Source organism: Oceanobacillus rekensis (genome assembly GCF_002153375.1).
GTDB lineage: Bacteria > Bacillota > Bacilli > Bacillales > Amphibacillaceae > Oceanobacillus > Oceanobacillus rekensis.
Genome location: NZ_MTBQ01000002.1, coordinates 599,272 through 617,903, shown reverse-complemented (window position 1 = coordinate 617,903; position 18,632 = coordinate 599,272). Strand labels below are relative to the sequence as shown.

At 36.4% G+C, this 18,632-nt stretch carries 14 protein-coding genes and 1 pseudogene; 4 read left to right on the top strand and 11 right to left on the bottom strand.

The window, feature by feature from the left end; translation table 11 throughout:
• Positions 1-151: 151 nt before the first annotated feature.
• Entirely contained in the window at positions 152-940 is a 789-nt protein-coding gene (locus BV906_RS06865) for a helix-turn-helix domain-containing protein (RefSeq protein WP_087972684.1), read from the bottom strand.
• 157 nt (positions 941-1,097) lie between these two features.
• Positions 1,098-2,945 carry an asparagine synthase (glutamine-hydrolyzing) gene (gene asnB / locus BV906_RS06860; RefSeq protein ID WP_087972683.1) on the bottom strand — a complete coding sequence of 616 codons (1,848 nt, stop codon included), beginning with the start codon at positions 2,943-2,945 and terminating at the stop codon, positions 1,098-1,100.
• A gap of 433 nt (positions 2,946-3,378) precedes the next feature.
• Here asnB and BV906_RS06855 point away from each other — a divergent pair, with 433 nt between their 5' ends.
• Positions 3,379-5,244 carry a bifunctional homocysteine S-methyltransferase/methylenetetrahydrofolate reductase gene (locus BV906_RS06855; protein ID WP_087972682.1) on the top strand — a complete coding sequence of 622 codons (1,866 nt, stop codon included), beginning with the start codon at positions 3,379-3,381 and terminating at the stop codon, positions 5,242-5,244.
• A 46-nt stretch (positions 5,245-5,290) separates the two neighbouring features.
• Positions 5,291-7,585, top strand: a complete 2,295-nt coding sequence (metE, locus tag BV906_RS06850) for a 5-methyltetrahydropteroyltriglutamate--homocysteine S-methyltransferase (RefSeq protein ID WP_087972681.1) — start codon at positions 5,291-5,293, stop codon at positions 7,583-7,585.
• Positions 7,586-7,876: 291 nt separating this feature from the next.
• On the opposite strand, the gene phnE is transcribed toward metE, so the two are convergent.
• From phnE to BV906_RS19640, 5 genes are all read right to left on the bottom strand, one after another.
• Positions 7,877-8,683 (bottom strand): phosphonate ABC transporter, permease protein PhnE, encoded by an 807-nt coding sequence (gene phnE, locus BV906_RS06845; RefSeq protein WP_245843954.1) that lies wholly within the window; start codon positions 8,681-8,683, stop codon positions 7,877-7,879.
• 3 nt (positions 8,684-8,686) lie between these two features.
• On the bottom strand, positions 8,687-9,463 hold the full coding sequence (gene phnC, locus BV906_RS06840) for a phosphonate ABC transporter ATP-binding protein (RefSeq protein ID WP_087972680.1): 777 nt from the start codon (positions 9,461-9,463) through the stop codon (positions 8,687-8,689).
• 14 nt (positions 9,464-9,477) lie between these two features.
• The gene (locus tag BV906_RS06835; RefSeq protein WP_087972679.1) at positions 9,478-10,314 is read right to left on the bottom strand and encodes a sugar phosphate isomerase/epimerase family protein; all 837 of its coding nucleotides are present in this window, start codon (positions 10,312-10,314) and stop codon (positions 9,478-9,480) included.
• Positions 10,315-10,439: 125 nt separating this feature from the next.
• On the bottom strand, positions 10,440-11,384 hold the full coding sequence (gene phnD, locus BV906_RS06830) for a phosphate/phosphite/phosphonate ABC transporter substrate-binding protein (protein WP_087972678.1): 945 nt from the start codon (positions 11,382-11,384) through the stop codon (positions 10,440-10,442).
• Positions 11,385-11,388: 4 nt separating this feature from the next.
• Positions 11,389-12,219: a MurR/RpiR family transcriptional regulator gene (locus tag BV906_RS19640; RefSeq protein ID WP_281254125.1), complete on the bottom strand. Its 831-nt coding sequence runs from the start codon at positions 12,217-12,219 to the stop codon at positions 11,389-11,391.
• A gap of 756 nt (positions 12,220-12,975) precedes the next feature.
• Between BV906_RS19640 and BV906_RS06820 the strand changes: the two genes are divergently transcribed.
• Both BV906_RS06820 and BV906_RS06815 read left to right on the top strand, forming a co-directional pair.
• A complete protein-coding gene (locus BV906_RS06820) occupies positions 12,976-13,341 on the top strand; it encodes an SDR family NAD(P)-dependent oxidoreductase (protein ID WP_087972676.1) in 366 nt (121 codons plus the stop codon).
• A gap of 467 nt (positions 13,342-13,808) precedes the next feature.
• A pseudogene (locus tag BV906_RS06815) lies at positions 13,809-13,952 on the top strand (recombinase family protein); the annotation flags it as partial.
• A gap of 283 nt (positions 13,953-14,235) precedes the next feature.
• On the opposite strand, the gene sufB reads toward BV906_RS06815, so the two are convergent.
• Genes sufB through sufD form a run of 4 tightly spaced genes read right to left on the bottom strand, consistent with a single transcriptional unit; the run spans position 14,236 to position 18,628 of the window.
• Entirely contained in the window at positions 14,236-15,633 is a 1,398-nt protein-coding gene (gene sufB / locus BV906_RS06810) for a Fe-S cluster assembly protein SufB (RefSeq protein WP_087972675.1), read from the bottom strand.
• Between the two features lie 40 nt (positions 15,634-15,673).
• The gene (gene sufU, locus BV906_RS06805; RefSeq protein WP_087972674.1) at positions 15,674-16,108 is read right to left on the bottom strand and encodes a Fe-S cluster assembly sulfur transfer protein SufU; all 435 of its coding nucleotides are present in this window, start codon (positions 16,106-16,108) and stop codon (positions 15,674-15,676) included.
• On the bottom strand, positions 16,095-17,318 hold the full coding sequence (locus tag BV906_RS06800; RefSeq protein ID WP_087972673.1) for a cysteine desulfurase: 1,224 nt from the start codon (positions 17,316-17,318) through the stop codon (positions 16,095-16,097). The genes sufU and BV906_RS06800 overlap by 14 nt, the downstream gene beginning before the upstream one ends.
• Entirely contained in the window at positions 17,318-18,628 is a 1,311-nt protein-coding gene (gene sufD / locus BV906_RS06795) for a Fe-S cluster assembly protein SufD (protein WP_087972672.1), read from the bottom strand. The genes BV906_RS06800 and sufD overlap by 1 nt, the downstream gene beginning before the upstream one ends.
• Positions 18,629-18,632 lie beyond the last annotated feature (4 nt).

Below are 18,632 nucleotides of genomic sequence, written 5' to 3'. Positions count from 1 at the left end.
GATAATCTGAATACCCCTTTTTTAGACTCTCGTTTCCTTGTTAAATTAAGCATAGCGGTAAAAAAATAAAATGGCTTTAGATAATTCCACTAAATATTTGCACTTTTTACGGAAAATAAAAAAGGTTACCAAGACAAGCGTCTGGTAACCTTTAACGAACTTCAGAAGGATTTTTTCCTGTATATTTTTTAAATTGTCTACTAAAGTAATGCATATCATTATAACCTAGTGCCGATGCTGTTTCTGTTACTGTCATTCCAGTAAAATGCAGCAAATGCTCTGCTCGTTTAACTCGAGAATATACAATGTAAGACTTGACGGTATGTCCAATAATTTCTTTAAATCTTTGAGAAAAATAACGTTCAGATAAATTGGCTCGTGCTGCTAAACTTTCGATGGTATGTGGGTTTCCTGGATGTTGTTGAATATAGTTTGCAATTTCAGTAATCGTATCGAATAAATTATTACTTATTTCAGTTAATGGTTTTTGTTGCTCTTGTTCTTCACGAAGAAGACGAATTAATAACTGCTTTAAGATTAACTTTGCTTCAACTTCTGCACCATATGCTTTTACTAAATACAAACGAACATATTGTGCTAATAATGATTCGAAACTAATCGTATTTTTAACAATCCGATGGGAGGATGGGATTAATCGAGGAGTTTCTGTTACATCAAAGTGAATATACGTTAATACGAGAGGGTTTTGAGGATTATGGGTTGCCGTTGTTTCATCACCTGGTTTAAATAAAAAGCAGTGACCTTTTTCAATTTGGTAGGACTGTCCATTTAATACTAATTCCCCTTCTCCGCTCCAAACATAGAATAAATCAAAGTTTGGCATTGGTTTATCCCTTTTTCTCCATCTCCAATTAGGTTCACAATGAATAGTAGCAAATGATGGCTTTAAAATAAAATTCTCTGGATTTACATAAAGCATCCAAGTCCCCCTTCTGTACATATCTATGTTTATATTTTATTTGTAATTAGCATGATTTAGCAACAATTAGCTCTTTAGTAAGGAATCAGAATAACAAACCATAAATATTTTTTAAAAGTAAAACCCATCTCTGTAAAGAGAATGGGTTTTACTTTCTTTATTCACAAACCTTAACATCATAAGTTCTTAGCCAATAATCAATTTGACATAAATGAGCAATTAGCTGGGGCCCCGTCATTAACTGTCCATACCACGGATTGGTAAATTCTTTTCCTTCACTCTTTACAATGGCTGCGATTCGATCCCGCCTTACAAAATTAAATATTGGTGATTCTGAGTCTGCTAGTATTTTATTCATCCAATTCACTACCTGCCTAGTATATTCGGGTTGAAAAGTCTTAGGGTAAGGGCTTTTCTTTCGATATAAGACATCCTCAGGCAATAGACCTTCCAATGCCTTACGTAAAATACCCTTTTCCCTACCATCTAAATTTTTCATATTCCATGGAATATTCCACACATATTCAACAAGTTTGTGGTCTGCAAAAGGAACCCTGACTTCAAGACTTGCTCCCATACTCATTCGATCCTTACGATCTAATAATTGTGCCATAAACCAATGCATATTTAAGTAAAACAGTTCTCTTCGGCGTGCATCTACTTCATTTTCACCTGCCAAACGAGGCGTCTCAGTAATAGTTTCCTTATATCGATCCATTACATAGGATTTTAGATTTAGTTTATTTTGCCATTCAGGTAGAAGCAAATCAATTCGCGAATCTAATGATTTCATCCAAGGGAAAGACTCCACTTGTTTACTAGAAATCTCATAAAACCAAGGGTACCCCCCAAAAATTTCATCTGCACACTCTCCTGACAAACTAACTGTTGTATGTTCCTTGATTTTACGACAAAACCATAATAAAGAAGAATCAATGTCTGCCATCCCAGGTTGATCACGTAACTTTACCGATTCCTTTAATAAATCTGCTAGCTCAAATCCAGTTATCACTTCATTATGTTGATCCGTCTTCAAATGATTAGCAACTTTTTCAATCCAAGGTTGATCACTTGAAGGTTGAAATTTACTAACCTTGAAATACTGATCGTTTCCTTCATAATCAATTGAAAAAGTTGATAATCTTCCCCTCCCACTCGTTTTAAAATACTCTGATGCAATTGCGGTGATTGCACTCGAATCCAAACCTCCTGATAAGAATGTAGATACTGGAACATCCGCAACTAATTGACGCTCGACAGCATCAACAAATAAATCTCTTACTTTTTTGGCCGTTTCATCTACAGTGTTCGTGTGTTCATGACTTTCAACATTCCAATAGCGCCAAACCTTTAATCCATTTTTTGAAAAGGTTAATGCATGGCCTGGTCTGAGTTCCTTAAAACCTTTAAATATTCCATGACCCGGTGTTCTAGATGGACCTAAACCAAATATTTCTGATAAGCCCGAATAATCTACTTCAGCATTAACATCATCATGTGCTAAAATTGCTTTTAATTCGGATCCAAAAATAAAACGTCCATCAGATTCCAAATAGAATAATGGCTTCACACCCAGACGGTCCCTTGCCATAAATAATTCCTGTTTAGCCGGATCCCAAACTCCAAATGCGAATATTCCATTTAAATAACGGACACATTCTTCCTTCCATTCGATGTAAGCCGTAAGTAAAACTTCCGTATCTGATGAAGTAGTAAAATGATATCCCCTATCCTTTAATTCCTTCCTTAGCTCCTTTGTATTATATAATTCGCCATTGTATACAAGTGTATAAGTAACATTATGATTTTTCTTGTTCATTGGCTGTTTTCCGCCCTGAGGATCGACAACAACTAGTCTTTTGTGACCAAAGGCAGCGTGCCCGCTTACCCAAACTTGTGAATCATCTGGACCTCTTGAACTCAAAGTTTCTGCCATTCTTCTTACTGTTGTTTCCTCCATTCTAACATTATCTCTCCAATTAATAATACCAGTTATTCCACACAATGCACTTCATCCTCTCCACGGTATCTAATTCCGCGGCTTATTGTATGCAAGAATAAGGATGAACGTCCCCCGTCACCTATAAAAGAGGAATATATAAAGAAATACAAACCAATATATATGTTTCTTTTAAATCCAAAATAGATGCCGAAGTATAGGCGAAAAATATAGAAATTAAACTATATAGTTAAAAGCTATAGGTAGTGAAAGATTTTAAGTATTATACTATAGCGATCCTTCAATGATAAGCTTGATATACAATTTTAAATATTAGAACATTCTTTATTAGCTTACTATTATAAAATTTATCGTTATTTGGATAGATATTATACCAGTAATGATATACAAAAGGAGAGGATTAACTGCCATAAGTATATTTTGGACCATAGTCTTCGGAATAAAATGTATTTATAAAACAAATGAAAGGATGACATGGATGAATTTATTAGACGAATTGGAAAGAAGGATCCTAATCGGTGATGGTGCAATGGGAACTTTACTTTATTCCTATGGTGTTGATCGCTGCTTCGAAGAGTTAAACCTAACACATGAAGAACAAATCACACATATTCATCAATCCTACATTGATGCTGGAGCAGATTTAATCCAGACGAATACGTATGGGGCAAACTATATCAAACTTGCAAGATATGGCTTAGAAGATCAAGTGAAAAAAATAAATACGCAAGCAGTAAAAATAGCGAAGAAAGCCGCCAACAATGATGCATTCGTTCTTGGTACGATTGGTGGTATTCATGGAACACAAGCATCACAGGCGACAAATGAAGAAGTAAAAAGAAGTTTCAGAGAGCAGTTGTATTGTTTACTTTTAGAAAATGTGGATGGTCTAATGTTAGAAACATATTACAACTTGGATGAATTAACAACAGTGTTAGAAATTGCAAGAGAAGAAACAAACATACCAATCATCGCCAATGTATCCATGCATGAGCCAGGTATTCTTGAAAATGGCATCCACTTAACCGAAGCACTCCAAAGGTTGGAAGACACTGGTGCCGATGTTGTTGGAGTCAATTGCCATTTGGGTCCCTTCCATATGCTGAAATCGTTTAAGGATGTTCCCTTACCAGAAAATTCATTCCTAGCAGCATATCCGAATGCTAGTTTACCGGCTTATCATGAAGGAAAACTAATCTATGAAAATGAACCAGACTATTTCATTCGTTGTGCACAAGAATTTCGCAATGAAGGGGTTCGATTACTCGGTGGATGCTGTGGCACAACACCTGAACATATAAAAGCTTTAGCACATGGGGTACGCGATTTAAAACCATTAACAGAAAAGAAAATTGTAAAAAAGCCACGGCCAATTCAAGTCAAAGCGAACAATACTCAACCTAAAACCCCTTTACTTGATATTGTGAAAAAGAGACCTTCCATTATTGTTGAACTCGATGCACCGAAACACCTAGAGACAGAAGATTATATAGAGGCTGTTAAAGCATTAAAAAAAACCGGAGTCGACGCAATTACATTGGCTGATAATTCACTTGCAACACCAAGAATAAGTAATATCGCAATCGCTGAAAAAATTAAACAAGAGGTTGGGATCAGACCACTTGTACATTTAACTTGCCGGGATCGAAATTTGATTGGTCTACAATCTCATCTAATGGGACTGCACACATTAGGCATTCATGAAATTCTAGCAATTACTGGTGATCCGACGAAAATTGGCGACTTTCCAGGTGCAACTTCTGTTTTTGATGTTACATCATTTGAATTGATAAAATTAATCAAGCAATTCAATAATGGAATTTCTTTTTCCGGAAAGTCGTTAAGACAGCAAACCTCCTTTCAAGTTGGTGCTGCCTTTAATCCGAATGTTGCCCGACTTGATAAAGCGGTAGAGCGAATGGAGAAGAAAATCGACTGTGGTGCAGATTATTTTCTTACACAACCAATTTATAGTCCAGAAAAGATTATTCAATTACGTGAGGCAACAAAGCATATTGATACACCTATCTTTGTAGGAATTATGCCACTCACGTCAACAAGAAATGCAGAATTTCTTCATAATGAAGTACCAGGCATCAAGTTAACCGACAATGTAAGAGAAGAAATGCGTTTAGTTGCTTCGGATAAACAATTATCGATTGAAAAAGGGATTAAAATTGCAAAAACATTAATTGATACAGCATTGGATAATTTCAATGGTATTTATCTAATCACACCGTTCATGCGTTATGAGATGATTATTCAACTAGTTGAATATATACAGAAAAAAGTACAACTGAATCATGTTGAAGAGGTGTTGTCCACTACCGAGCACAGTCTGTAAATGATGCTTATCTAGATTAAGTAAAAAAAAATTAGGAGGAAATATAATGACAAACGTAATCAGCTCAAATTTAGGTTATCCACGAATTGGTGAGAAGAGAGAATGGAAACGATCTTTGGAAAGTTATTGGAACAAACAAATTTCCGAAAAAGAATTAATCGAACAAACGTATGCAATCAGACTATCAAACTTGAAGAAGCAAAAAGAACTTGGAGTTGACTTAATACCAGTTGGTGATTTTTCCCTATATGATCATGTCCTGGATACATCTGCAATGTTTGGAATTATTCCAGACCGTTTTAATTATAAAGGTGGAAAAGTTGATCTAGAAATGTACTTTGGGATTGCTCGTGGAACAAAAGATGCAGTTGCATCTGAAATGACGAAATGGTTTAATACGAACTATCACTATATTGTTCCTGAACTTGAAGATCAGAAGCCAACATTAACGGAAAATCGCCCACTTGCATTTTATAAAGAAGCAAAAGAAAAGCTAGGTATTGATGGAAAGCCAGTTATATTAGGTCCCATTACATACCTAAAATTATCAAAGGGGTATGATCAAAAGGACTTTTCAACACGGTTACAAGCATTTATTCCTTTATATATCCAAATACTAAAAGAACTTGAAGAAGCAGGAGCATCATGGGTACAAATCGACGAGCCTATTTTCGGTACGAATGTATCCAAGGAAGTCATCCAAGAAGCAAAGCAAGTATATGAACAATTTAATCATGCTGCACCAAATCTGAAACTTATAATACAAACCTATTTTGAACATATTATTCATTATAAAGAGATCGTTGAGTTCCCTGTACATGCAATTGGAATTGACTTTGTTTTTGGCGATTCATTGGAACTAATCAAGCAAAACGGCTTCCCTGAAGATAAAGTACTTGCAGCTGGGGTAATCAATGGACGAAATGTATGGCGGGCGAACTTAGAAGATAAAATTGACCAATTAAAAATTATTCAACAATATAGTAAGAGTGACCAATTAATAATCCAGCCATCTTCTTCCTTATTACATGTTCCAGTAACAACAAAATCTGAAGAAAAACTGGATGCTCATGTGAAAGATGGGTTAGCTTTTGCAGATGAGAAGATTGAGGAAATTGTCTTGCTTACGAAAGGGCTTCGTTCCGGAAAAGACGCTATTCAAACGGAACTAGAAGCGAATAAAGAAGCACTAGCTAGTTTTTCCAAATCAACGCATCGAAATAATACCCAAGTACAAGCTGCTATCAATAAATTAGATGCATCTGACGCAACCCGCTCTCTATCGTTTAACGAGCGCATCAAAAAACAGCGTCATGAATTGGATTTACCAGTACTGCCTACAACGACGATTGGTAGCTTACCACAAACAGCGGAAATAAGAAAAACAAGAACAAAATGGCGTAAAGGTGAAATTACAAATAATCAATACGAACAGTTTGTTAAAGATAATATTGAAAAGTGGATAAAGATCCAAGAGGAACTTGGCCTTGATGTTCTTGTACATGGTGAATTCGAACGAACAGATATGGTTGAATATTTCGGTGAAAAACTGAATGGATTTGGCGTCACCGAATACGGCTGGGTTCAGTCCTATGGTTCACGCTGTGTCAAACCACCATTGATCTTTGGGGATGTTTCATTGGATCAACCGATGACAGTAAAGGAAAGTGTTTTTGCTCAAAGCTTAACAGAGAAACCTGTCAAAGGAATGCTAACAGGTCCTGTCACGATTTTAAACTGGTCATTTGCCCATGATGATGTTTCAAGATATACGGTGCAAAATCAGATTGCTTTAGCTCTCAGACAAGAAGTCGAAGCTCTTGAAGAAAATGGTATTAAAATTATTCAAGTAGATGAGCCTGCATTACGAGAAGGACTTCCACTGGACGAAAATAAATGGAAAGAATATTTAGATGCTGCTGTATACGCATTCCGATTAGCAACATCATCCGTAGAGAATCAAACGCAAATCCATACACATATGTGTTATTCGGAATTCAACCATATCTATGATGCGATTGATGGATTAGATGCAGATGTGATTTCGATCGAAACATCCCGAAGTCATGGTGAAATCATTTCTACTTTTGAAGAAAATACGTATGAAAAAGAAATCGGCCTTGGTGTGTATGACATTCACAGTCCGCGTGTTCCAGATAAAGAAGAAATCAAACAAAATATCAACCGCGCATTAAAGACCATACCCAAAGAACAATTCTGGATCAATCCTGATTGTGGGTTAAAAACAAGAAGTGAAGCTGAAACAATTGGGGCATTAAAAGCAATGATTCAAGCTGCTAAAGAAATACGTAAGGAACAATTAACCTATCAAAAGCAATAAAGTAAAGATGTTACTTGTAGTTATTGATCATACACTTTAACTTTTAATGGTGATGGTGAGATTATCGAAGTAGTTAAAGAGAAGAGGCAAAACTATTTTTCCCTCTTCTCTAACTACTTTCTCCTAATATGTAATGGGCCTCGTTATGCTTTTAACTGTGAATTTGATCTAATGTCCACTATTCATTACTATCACGATAACTCACCAAAAAAATAACCCCTACCACAAACATTGTTGTGACAAGGGTTTAACGCTTAGAAGTGGAGATGAATTTCGGAATGAAGTTTCACTCTAGATTACTTTTTTCCTAATTGCAGATGAAATTTTTTCAAATATGAGGACAACAATTAGAATAAAAATAATGATCATTAACGCCTGATCAAAATTTCGTAATGACATAGCAGTATTCAGCTCCACACCAATTCCGCCAGCCCCAACTAATCCTAATACAGCAGCTCCTCGAATCGATTTCTCTGCTGCAAATAAGCTTGTTCCTACAAAAGACGGAAAGCCCATAGGAATAATGGAACCAGAAATGACCCCTAAACGGGATGCTCCAGTTGACTCCAATGCTTGAACAGGTCCTTTATCTATCTCTTCAATTCGTTCTGAGAAAAACCTTCCACAAAAGCCAATCGTATCTACAGCAATGGTAAGTATACCTGCTAAAGGTCCTAATCCAATAGAGATAACAAATATCAATGCAAAAACTAAGTCTGGAATTGTCCGTAATGTTAAGATAATCCCTCTTACTACCGTTCCTATAGCAGGATGCGGACTTGTATTGGTTGCAGCGAGCAATGCAAGCGGCAAACTTAAAATAACACCGATTGTCGTACCAACTAATGCCATTTCTAGTGTTTCAATGATACTTAACGTTATTGGTCCAATTCTTGAAAAGTCTGGAGGAAAGGCATCCCCTAAAAAACTTCCGATATTAAGTATTCCTCTTCCTAATCGTTCAAAGGAAATGTTGGCATTGTTTAATCCCATTGCAATAAAGGCAATGAAAATAACCCAGCAAAGCCAAGTTACAATAGATGGACTTCTGAATCGTGCTGGCATGTTTTTATTCAGGTTTTCATTGTTATTTCCCATCTATTATTCCACCTTCCTTTCCTTCTCAGTAGACTCCTCTTTTGCATAGAGTGAATCAAGAAAAGTACGATCTAACTTCTCAATACTTTCATTTACAACCATTTCCCCTGCATTAAGCGCTATAATTCTTTCACCATATTCTAAAACGATATCCATCTGATGAAGAATACAAATAACCGCTAAACCGCGCTCACGCACAATTTCTAATAATAGATCCATTACTTCACGACCTGCTACTGGATCAAGGCTTGCGATTGGTTCATCTGCAAGTACAATTTCGGGATCTTGCATAAGCATGCGTGCGATAGCAACACGTTGTTGTTGCCCACCAGATAATCGGTCTGCACGACGGTCTGCAAGATGTGCAAGCCCAACTCTTTCCAAACAAGCCATTGCCTTTTCTCTTAATTGTTGTGAAGCGAATGGCGCAAAGGTATGAAACGCGGTTTTGGAATGGCCTAATGCACCAAAAAGAACATTTTGAAACACACTCAAATTATATGTTAAATTAAAGTTTTGAAAGACCATCCCTACCTTTTTACGAATAGGTCTTAATTTGTTTCTCGACAGCTTCGTAATGTCCGTATCATCAATAACAATACTACCTGATGTAGGCTTTTCAAATCCTGTGATGCAACGAAAAAGCGTTGACTTCCCTGATCCATTGTGACCCAATAGTACGACGCCCTCCCCAGGATTCACCTGGAAGCTTACATCATCTAAGGCTTTTGTTGCTCCCGGATAAACTTTTGTCAAATTCTTTACTTCTAACGAAATCATATTAACCTCCAAAATTAATTCGTATTGAACGGATCTTGTGATGTCTTTTCTTGAAATGTATGAATTAACTTATTAATAGAATAATGCGCATCAATTAACGTAGCCACTTCGTTTCCATGCTCATAAGATTCATTTACTAATACCCCATCATATTTCTCATATAAAAGGGGTAAAACATTTTCAAAATGAACACGATCTTCCTTCGTTGTGCTAAATGGAAGATGCATTTTTCCCTTAGAAGCTTGGCTAATGTGAACATTGTAAATCGGTACATTTATAGATTTCACATATGTACTTACATCCCCTAAGCTATGACAGTGCGCCAAATCTAAAGTCATACCAAGATAAGGATTATTCACCTCATTTATCAGTCGATGAATCGCTTCGTTTGTCATGACAAATTCTTTTGGCCGTTTTTCCATATTTTCCAATCCAATTTTGATTCCTAATTGCTCACCGTAGGTTGCAATTTCCTTAAAAACCTCAATCTGTATGGGCCACATGTCTTCCGGCTTATCCTTTGTAGAAGACATTCTGCCAGGGTGCAGGATAATGAGCTCTGCACCAAGCTCCTTTGCAAATTCAATTGTTCCTAGTGTTTGCCTAATGGATTCTCTACGAATTCCTGTATTGATCGATGTAAGGTTAACATCCCGTACGTCTGCATGAATTTGATACAACAGATTATTGTGCTTTAATAATGTTCTAATTTCATCGATGCTTAACGGACTACTCGTAATATGTCCCATCCATAATTCAATTACATCAAATCCTGTCTTACTAACTAATTCGATTGCTTCTTGTAAAGTTAAATTTCTAAGTACATCTGATGACGTTCCAACTGTAAACATATATTAATCCCTTCTATCCAAAAAATGAAAGTTCTTGACACTTACTATTATAAAAATTCATTCAGTGGGAGGAAGATCCCACTGAATGTTAGATAAATCTATTGCATGAATTATCTATAATCCTTTTATTCGTAGTCAACACCTAGAAATTCATATGCTTCGCGCAGTTCATCGTAATCACTATCTTCAGCGATGACAAACTCAGATTCTGAAAATTTATCATTCTCACCTGTAATTAAAATTTGCTCAAGTAAGCTTTCTCCATTTCCAATAAATACATCCTGCATATGTTCGAAGAATGATTCTGGTAGATGAGGTGATGCGACAATTAAGTCATTTGGCAGAGAACCACCTTCAGCCACAACCTTATACTTTCCTTCCCCTTGTTCTGCAACTAACTCCTCATAGTTAAGTTGCGTAATTGCTAATGCGTCTGTTTCCCCAGCAATAAATGCTGCATCCATTGAATCTCCCAACATCTGAATCTTAATATCTTTATCTAAATCAAAACCAGCATCTACTAACATTTTACTTGGCATTAAATAAGCACTTGTTGAACCAACGTCATCCATCGCAATTGATTTTCCTTTCAAATCCTCAATTTTTTCAATACCACTATCTTCATGAGCAATGATTAATGGAAGGTACCCCGGACGTGTCAAAGCAGCAACTGGCTTTGTATTCTCATCTGCAGCTCGCATGAGAACATATTCTGCCCCTCCAGACATGACAACATCTACTTGATCATATTCGAGTGCAGTAATAGCAGTAGTCCGATTAGATAAAGCAAAGAATTCTACTTCTATATCAAGAACCTCTTCCAACTTATCACGGAAAGGCTCAAATTCTACTTGTAATTGTTCAAGTCCTTCAATCCCAGTAGCAGCGAAGCGAAGTGTTTCAGGCCAATCCGACTTGTCCACCTCTTCAGCTTGATTTGTTTCTGTTCCTTCATTTGCAGCAGATGATGTGTTATCTTCATCTGAACCTTCTGTTTCATTCCCACATGCTGCAAGAAACAATAACGACATAACCATTAACACGATAAAAATAGTAGATAATTTCTTCACTTTATTACTCCTCCGATTCAAAATATTCTTTGTTGATGTCACTTAAAACATCCATGTGACTGTATATTTCTTCCTTTTGTAAATGGGCGACTTTTAATAACAGCGCATTACAAAATGAAACAGGTAATGCTAACGAATTCAAATCTTCATAGGAGCCTCGTTTGACCTCCAATATAATATCTGCATTCTTCGCAACCCTTCCCTTTAAATCCTCTGTTATCGAGATCGTTCGTATGTTAAATTTATTCGCATAATTCAATGCAAGTAAAAGCTCTTTGTATTCCCTTTTAAAGCTTACTGTGATAATCAAATCGTCTTTTCTGATCGTCGTTAAGTCCTCAATAAACTCTGCTCCACCACTAATCATTATTTTTGTCTTAATCCCCATCCTTTTCAATCTAAAATCGAGGAAATAAACTAATGATTTCGACATGCCTAATCCCATTAGGACGATATTCTTAGCTTTTGCTATTTCAGTAATAGCCTTATTTATTTCTTCATAGTCAATCTTCTGGATGAACTTAGACATCGTATCAATATCTTTGATGATTTGACTCTCAATCGATTCGTTATTTTCATCGAGTTTATTAAGATTAGATTGCATTTTAATGTTAGGATCTAGATTCATAAGCATTTCATTCGATAGTTCTTTTTTAAATTCTGCGTAATTCTTATACCCTAGCTTTTTCACAAATCGAGATAAGCTCGCCATTGAAATGGCTAATTCCTTACTCATACTTGAAATACTATAATACATATAATTCTCTTTGTTCTCCAAGATCTCTGTGGCGATCTGTTTCTGACCAATTGATAGATTCGCATAGTTATCCTGAATTCGCTGTTTAATCGATTTATTTATACATATCCCCCCTAAGTACTTCTTCTTGGTAATTTAGATTTTACCTATACCTTATTAAATTAAATCCGGTAATTTGTAAAGAATATGTAAATAATGAAAATATTATTTCAGAGTTTTTTTCATATATTATCTTTTGTGGGTATATCAATTAGGAGAAAGATTGGTTCTTTCAATTGAATACGTTCATGTTTATAGATCATCAATCTATATGTACCTTGTTAATTTAATTACAGTAATTGGTTAAGTGATTGTAAAAAGCGAAAATAATATATTTAAATTTTTTTCTTTTTTTTATTGGTTTTTGTGCAAGAACAAATTCAGCCTGAGGTCTTATGTTTACGAGACATGGGTTACTTCTCATTAGATAACCTGTTGTAGATTGGGTGAAAAGGTGGTTATGTACTTCCTATTCCAATAAGGATCCTTCTAAATATTATCCAATTAACCCAATTTGTTTCGTTTGGTCACCTGGTACATCATAACTCCAAGCACATTGATAGTTAGTGCAGGCATCATTTGGAGACTCTTTAACTAATGTTAGAAGTAACTCATTATGGAGGTGAGCATGAATCCAACATAGGCTTGATCAATCTCAGCCACGTGTCGCTAAATTAGACGGTGATCAAATCGTTATCTTTAATGGGCTCAAACCAGAAGATGAACTTAAATGGAAACGGTTTAAGAAAACTTCTAATGAAATTTAATAAATAAAGAATTAAAGGAGTGGTACTTATGGCACAAGATCGTACAGTCATCGTAACTGGCGCAGCTCAAGGAATTGGCCATGCTGTTGCGAAAGCATTTAAAGATAAAGGCGAATTTGTTGCAATTTTTGATTTAAATGAAGAAGCAGCAACAAGTGCTGCAGAAAATTTAGGTAATGCAAAAGGCTACCAAGTTGATGTAGTAAACGAACAAAATGTTAAATCTACAGTTGAACAGGTCATAGATGAGCGTGGAACAGTAGACGTCCTCGTAAATAATGCAGGAGTTCAGTTTATTTCCCCTGTTGAAGATTTCCCAGAAGAAAAATGGGATTTTGTTGTCGATGTCATTCTGAAGGGTGCATTCTTAACAACGAAACATGTTCTCACTTGAACCTTCAGAATTGCAGCAACAGTATTCCTAGCTTCAGACGGTGCTGCAGCAATCATAGGTGAAGCACTCGGCGTTACAGGTGGAAAATAATATCTTAAAAAGGACGAAGTGACAGTCAACTCGTCCTTTATCACTTTTTTACTCCCACATTAAAAATTAGTTATTTTCTTGGCAGGATAACGAATAATTTTAAACCAGAAAATCACTTTTTAATTTAGGCACCCCGCCTACTTCGTACCATTTATAATTGCAAGAATAATTACTTTGTTATTGAAGTATGACTGAGTACTAATCAAAAATGCCATTGTTACAAGAGTTAAGACACTTATTTGAGTCTAGTTTATCAGTTACAAAATTATTGTATAATTACTTTTTTTCATTCAATCCACTTTTACATATTTTCGCAATCTTCCATATCATTTCAGTTTTTTATATAAATTCAGTTTACATTGTACTAATTATTACAATTAAAGCGTGAAGGTTGCGATAAAATATATATAGATAAATTTACAGGAACAAAAAGAGATAGGTTAAGTATTAATGAATTACTGGAAGTGTTAAAAGAGGGCGATACATTAACCGTTACGAAGCTAGACCGTTTCGCTAGAACAATAGCAACCTAACTCTGAATTGGAAGACTTTAAAATTGGTGCTAATGTGCTGAGTTGGGAGATTTATGGGAGCATCTGTGGATTGGAAAAAACAGTTCTATTTCAGCAGAACAGTATATAACCTTGTCTTTTATAGTGACGGAAATAAAACTATTTTAAAGGATAATTATATTCTTCCAAAAATTTGATTAAAAGTAATTGAAGGGATCACGATTGGACACAAATCGAGCACAAGAAAAAAATACCCTTGCCACAAACATTAATGTGACAAGGGTTAAGGCATTTATCCTATACTGCCTTCCATTTCAAACTTGATTAGACGGTTCATTTCTACTGCATATTCCATTGGAAGCTCTTTTGTAAATGGCTCGATAAAGCCCATTACAATCATTTCCGTTGCTTCTACTTCAGTCAATCCTCTACTCATGAGGTAGAATAATTGTTCTTCAGAAACTTTGGAAACTTTAGCTTCATGCTCCAATGAGATATTTTCATTTAAAATCTCATTGTATGGAATTGTATCAGATGTAGATTCATTATCCATGAGTAACGTATCACATTCGATGTTTGCACGAGCTCCTTCTGCTTTACGGCCAAAGTGAACAAGTCCACGATACGATACTTTCCCACCTTGTTTAGAAATGGATTTTGAAACAATGGTGGATGATGTGTTTGGTGCTAAGTGATGCATTTTAGCGCCTGCATCCTGTACTTGACCTTTACCAGCAATAGCTATTGAAAGTGTGTTACCACGAGCACCTTCACCCCTTAGAAGAATTGCAGGGTACTTCATTGTTAATTTAGAACCGATGTTACCATCAATCCATTCCATCGTCGCATTCGCATCACATACAGCACGTTTCGTAACTAGGTTATATACATTGTTTGCCCAGTTTTGAATTGTTGTATAACGGCAATATGCATCTTTCTTAACAATGATTTCAACAACTGCACTATGAAGTGAGTTTGTTGTATACACTGGCGCTGTACAACCTTCAACATAGTGAACAGAAGCACCTTCGTCAACAATGATCAATGTTCTTTCAAATTGTCCCATATTTTCAGAGTTAATACGGAAGTATGCTTGTAATGGTGTGGTTGTTTGAACACCTTTTGGAACATAGATGAATGATCCACCAGACCATACAGCAGAGTTAAGAGCAGAGAATTTATTATCCGAATACGGAATTACTTTACCAAAGTATTCTCTAAAGAGATCTTCATGTTCTCGCAATGCAGTATCTGTATCTGTAAATAGGATACCCAAATCTGATAAATCTTGTTTCAAGCTATGGTATACTACTTCCGATTCGTACTGTGCTGATACACCAGCCAAATATTTTTGTTCTGCTTCAGGAATTCCAAGTTTGTCAAATGTCTCCTTGATTTCTGCAGGCACTTCATCCCAAGTTGTTCCTTGTTTTTCAGATGGTTTTACATAATAAATGATCTCATCGAAGTCTAAACCAGTAAGATCCCCACCCCACTGTGGCATTGGACGCTCATAGAAATGTTCAAGAGCTTTTAGGCGATAATCCAGCATCCACTGTGGTTCTTCTTTCAATTTGGAGATTTCTTCGACGACTTTCTTTGTTAAGCCTCTTTCCGTACGAAAAACAGAGACATCTTTATCAGCAAATCCATATTTATATTCATCGATTTCCGGCATATTTTTAGCCATTTATAAAACCTCCTATTGGTATTTTAAAAAACATTATACCTTAGTCTTCGTTTACACCCTTTTCCATAGCCTTCCATGCTAAAGTGGCACATTTGATTCTTGCTGGAAATTTAGAAACACCCTGAAGTGCTTCAATATCTTCCAAATCAAATTCTTCTGTATCAATATCTTTTCCAAGCATCATATCGGAAAAAGCATGTGACATTTTAACTGCGTCTTCTACTTTTTTCCCTTTAATTGCCTGTGTCATCATGGAAGCTGATGACATACTGATGGAACAACCTTCACCGTCAAATTTAGCATCTTTAACAATACCATCTTCAACTTGCATTTGCAGTTGGATCCGGTCACCACAGGTCGGGTTGTTCATATCTATTGTCATAGCATCACCATCAATATTCCCGCGGTTTTTTGGATTCTTGTAATGATCCATAATTACTTGTCGGTAAAGCGTATCGAGGTTATTTAAAGCCATTGCCAAAATACTCCTTTGTCTTTAACAGTCCATCCACAAGGCTATCAATATCTTCGTTCGTATTATAAAGATAGAAGCTTGCACGTGCAGTTGCGGATACTTCCAACCATTTCATCAATGGTTGTGCACAATGATGTCCAGCACGCACTGCAATCCCAAAAGAATCGAGTACTGTCGCTGTATCATGCGGATGAACGTCATCTAGATTAAAAGTAACTAGTCCTGCACGTTTTTCTGGGCCATAGATTGTCATACCATCTATTGTGCGTAATTGCTCCATAGCATAATCTGCTAATTTTTGTTCATGTTCCAAAATGTTATCCTGGCCAACTTCAAGAAGAAAGTCAATTGCTGCACCAAGTCCAATAGCCCCTGCAATAATGGGTGTACCACCTTCAAATTTCCAAGGTAGTTCTTTCCATGTGGAGTCATAAAGATTTACAAAGTCAATCATTTCTCCACCGAATTCAACAGGTTCCATATTTTCGAGGTGTTCTCGCTTACCATACAATACCCCTATCCCTGTTGGTCCACACATTTTATGACCGGAAAAAGTGTAAAAATCACAATCCAAATCGGTTACATCCACTTTGATATGTGGTGCACCCTGGGCACCATCAACTAAGATTACTGCACCATTTTCATGTGCTATCTTCGCTATTTCCTTTATTGGGTTGACCGTACCCAATACATTAGAAACATGTGTAACAGCTACAATTTTCGTATTGTCTGTGACCGTTGCACGAACATCCTCCAATGTAATGGTTCCATCTGCTTGGAGTGGTATATATTTCAATGTTGCACCAGTAGCCTTTGCCGCTTGTTGCCAAGGTATGATATTGCTGTGATGCTCCATTGGAGTAATCACAATCTCATCTCCTGCAGTTAAATTGGCTCTAGCATAACTGGAGGCAACTGTATTGATCGCTGTAGTTGTACCACGGCTGAAAATAATCTCAGCTGTACTTTCTGCATGAATAAATCCACGGACCTTTTCACGTGCACCCTCATATTTATCTGTGGCCCGTGTGCCCAGTGTATGAACACCACGGTGAACATTTGAATTATCTTCACGGTAATAGTTATTAACTGCCTCAATTACTGATACCGGTTTTTGAGATGTTGCAGATGAATCAAGATATACTAATGGATGTCCATTGACTTCCTGATTTAAAATTGGAAACTGTTCTTTAATGGCTGAAACATCCATTAATTAACTTTCCTTTCAATTACTTGAGTCAATTGTTTTCTAACAGACTCAATTGGAATTTGAGATACAACCGGGTCAAGGAAACCATGAATAACAAGACGCTCTGCTTCTTCCTTCTTCAATCCACGGCTCATCAAGTAATACATTTGAAGCGGATCCACACGACCTACTGAAGCGGCATGTCCTGCAGTTACATCATCTTCATCAATTAACAGGATTGGGTTTGCGTCGCCACGTGATTTCTCACTTAGCATCAATATACGTGATTCCTGTTCCGAATTGGATTTCGTTCCACCATGCTCAATTTTCCCAATCGCATTGAATATAGTTGTCGCACTGCCTTTCATAACACCGCGTTGTAGGATATAGGCATCTGTTTCTTTTCCAAATTGACGAATGCTAGCTGTGAAGTTCTGTGTTTGCTTTCCACGTCCAACTGTTACAGCTTTCGCTTCTGATGTTGAATTGTCACCAAGTAGGTAAGTAATATTTTCAGAAACGGTATTACCATCATTCATTTGTCCTAATGCCCAGTTAATTTTTGCATCGCGATGGCCAACGCCTCGACGATTTATATACGTTGTTGTGCCAGCAGCAAAATTATCTACTGCTCCATATGCTACTTGTGCATTATCATGCGCAAAAACTTCTGTTACAATGTTTGCTATTGTTTCCTGTTCATCGTTATGTGAAATATAGTTTTCTACATACGTAAGGGAACTTCCTTCTTCAGCTACAACCAAAACATGATTGAAAAGTGCTGTTTCAGGATCTTCCTGCCAGAAAATAGCTTGTAGTGGTTCCTCTACTTGAACATTTTTTGGAATGTAAACAAAAATTCCACCATTAACTAATGCTGCATGTAGTGCTGTTAAGCGGTTTTGATCGACAGCAACAGCATCTTTCATGTAATATTTTTCTACAAGATCACTGTGTTCGTTCATTGCAGTAAAAATATCGGTGAAAATAACACCTTTATTTTTAAGTTCTTCATTTAATGTATTGTATGCAACAGAATGGTTACGCTGAATCAAAAGATTCTGAGGCGCATTTCCTTCATCAAAATACGCTTGCATTTCTGCAGGCAAATCTTTAACGGAAGAAATTGCTTCTCCTTCTTTAAATTCATGTTTGAAATTACTGAAATTCCAATTGCCGATTTTCGTTTTATCCGGTTTTGGCATTTCAAGTGTATCTGCAATTTCCAAAGCATTAAGACGTAACGAATTCATCCATTGTGGTTCATTACGGTTTTTGGAAAACTGGTCTATATAATCTTTATCAAATGGAAGCTTAGTTTCTACAGCCATCAAT

What these genes read in the sequence shown, in the direction of transcription:
- BV906_RS06865 (WP_087972684.1), bottom strand. Translation starts at nt 940, where the DNA reads ATGCTTTATGTAAATCCAGAGAATTTTATTTTAAAGCCATCATTTGCT.
- BV906_RS06855 (WP_087972682.1), top strand. Translation starts at nt 3,379, where the DNA reads ATGAATTTATTAGACGAATTGGAAAGAAGGATCCTAATCGGTGATGGT.
- metE (WP_087972681.1), top strand. Translation starts at nt 5,291, where the DNA reads ATGACAAACGTAATCAGCTCAAATTTAGGTTATCCACGAATTGGTGAG.
- phnE (WP_245843954.1), bottom strand. Translation starts at nt 8,683, where the DNA reads ATGGGAAATAACAATGAAAACCTGAATAAAAACATGCCAGCACGATTC.
- phnC (WP_087972680.1), bottom strand. Translation starts at nt 9,463, where the DNA reads ATGATTTCGTTAGAAGTAAAGAATTTGACAAAAGTTTATCCGGGAGCA.
- BV906_RS06835 (WP_087972679.1), bottom strand. Translation starts at nt 10,314, where the DNA reads ATGTTTACAGTTGGAACGTCATCAGATGTACTTAGAAATTTAACTTTA.
- BV906_RS06820 (WP_087972676.1), top strand. Translation starts at nt 12,976, where the DNA reads ATGGCACAAGATCGTACAGTCATCGTAACTGGCGCAGCTCAAGGAATT.
- sufB (WP_087972675.1), bottom strand. Translation starts at nt 15,633, where the DNA reads ATGGCTAAAAATATGCCGGAAATCGATGAATATAAATATGGATTTGCT.
- sufU (WP_087972674.1), bottom strand. Translation starts at nt 16,108, where the DNA reads ATGGCTTTAAATAACCTCGATACGCTTTACCGACAAGTAATTATGGAT.
- BV906_RS06800 (WP_087972673.1), bottom strand. Translation starts at nt 17,318, where the DNA reads ATGGATGTTTCAGCCATTAAAGAACAGTTTCCAATTTTAAATCAGGAA.
- sufD (WP_087972672.1), bottom strand. Translation starts at nt 18,628, where the DNA reads ATGGCTGTAGAAACTAAGCTTCCATTTGATAAAGATTATATAGACCAG.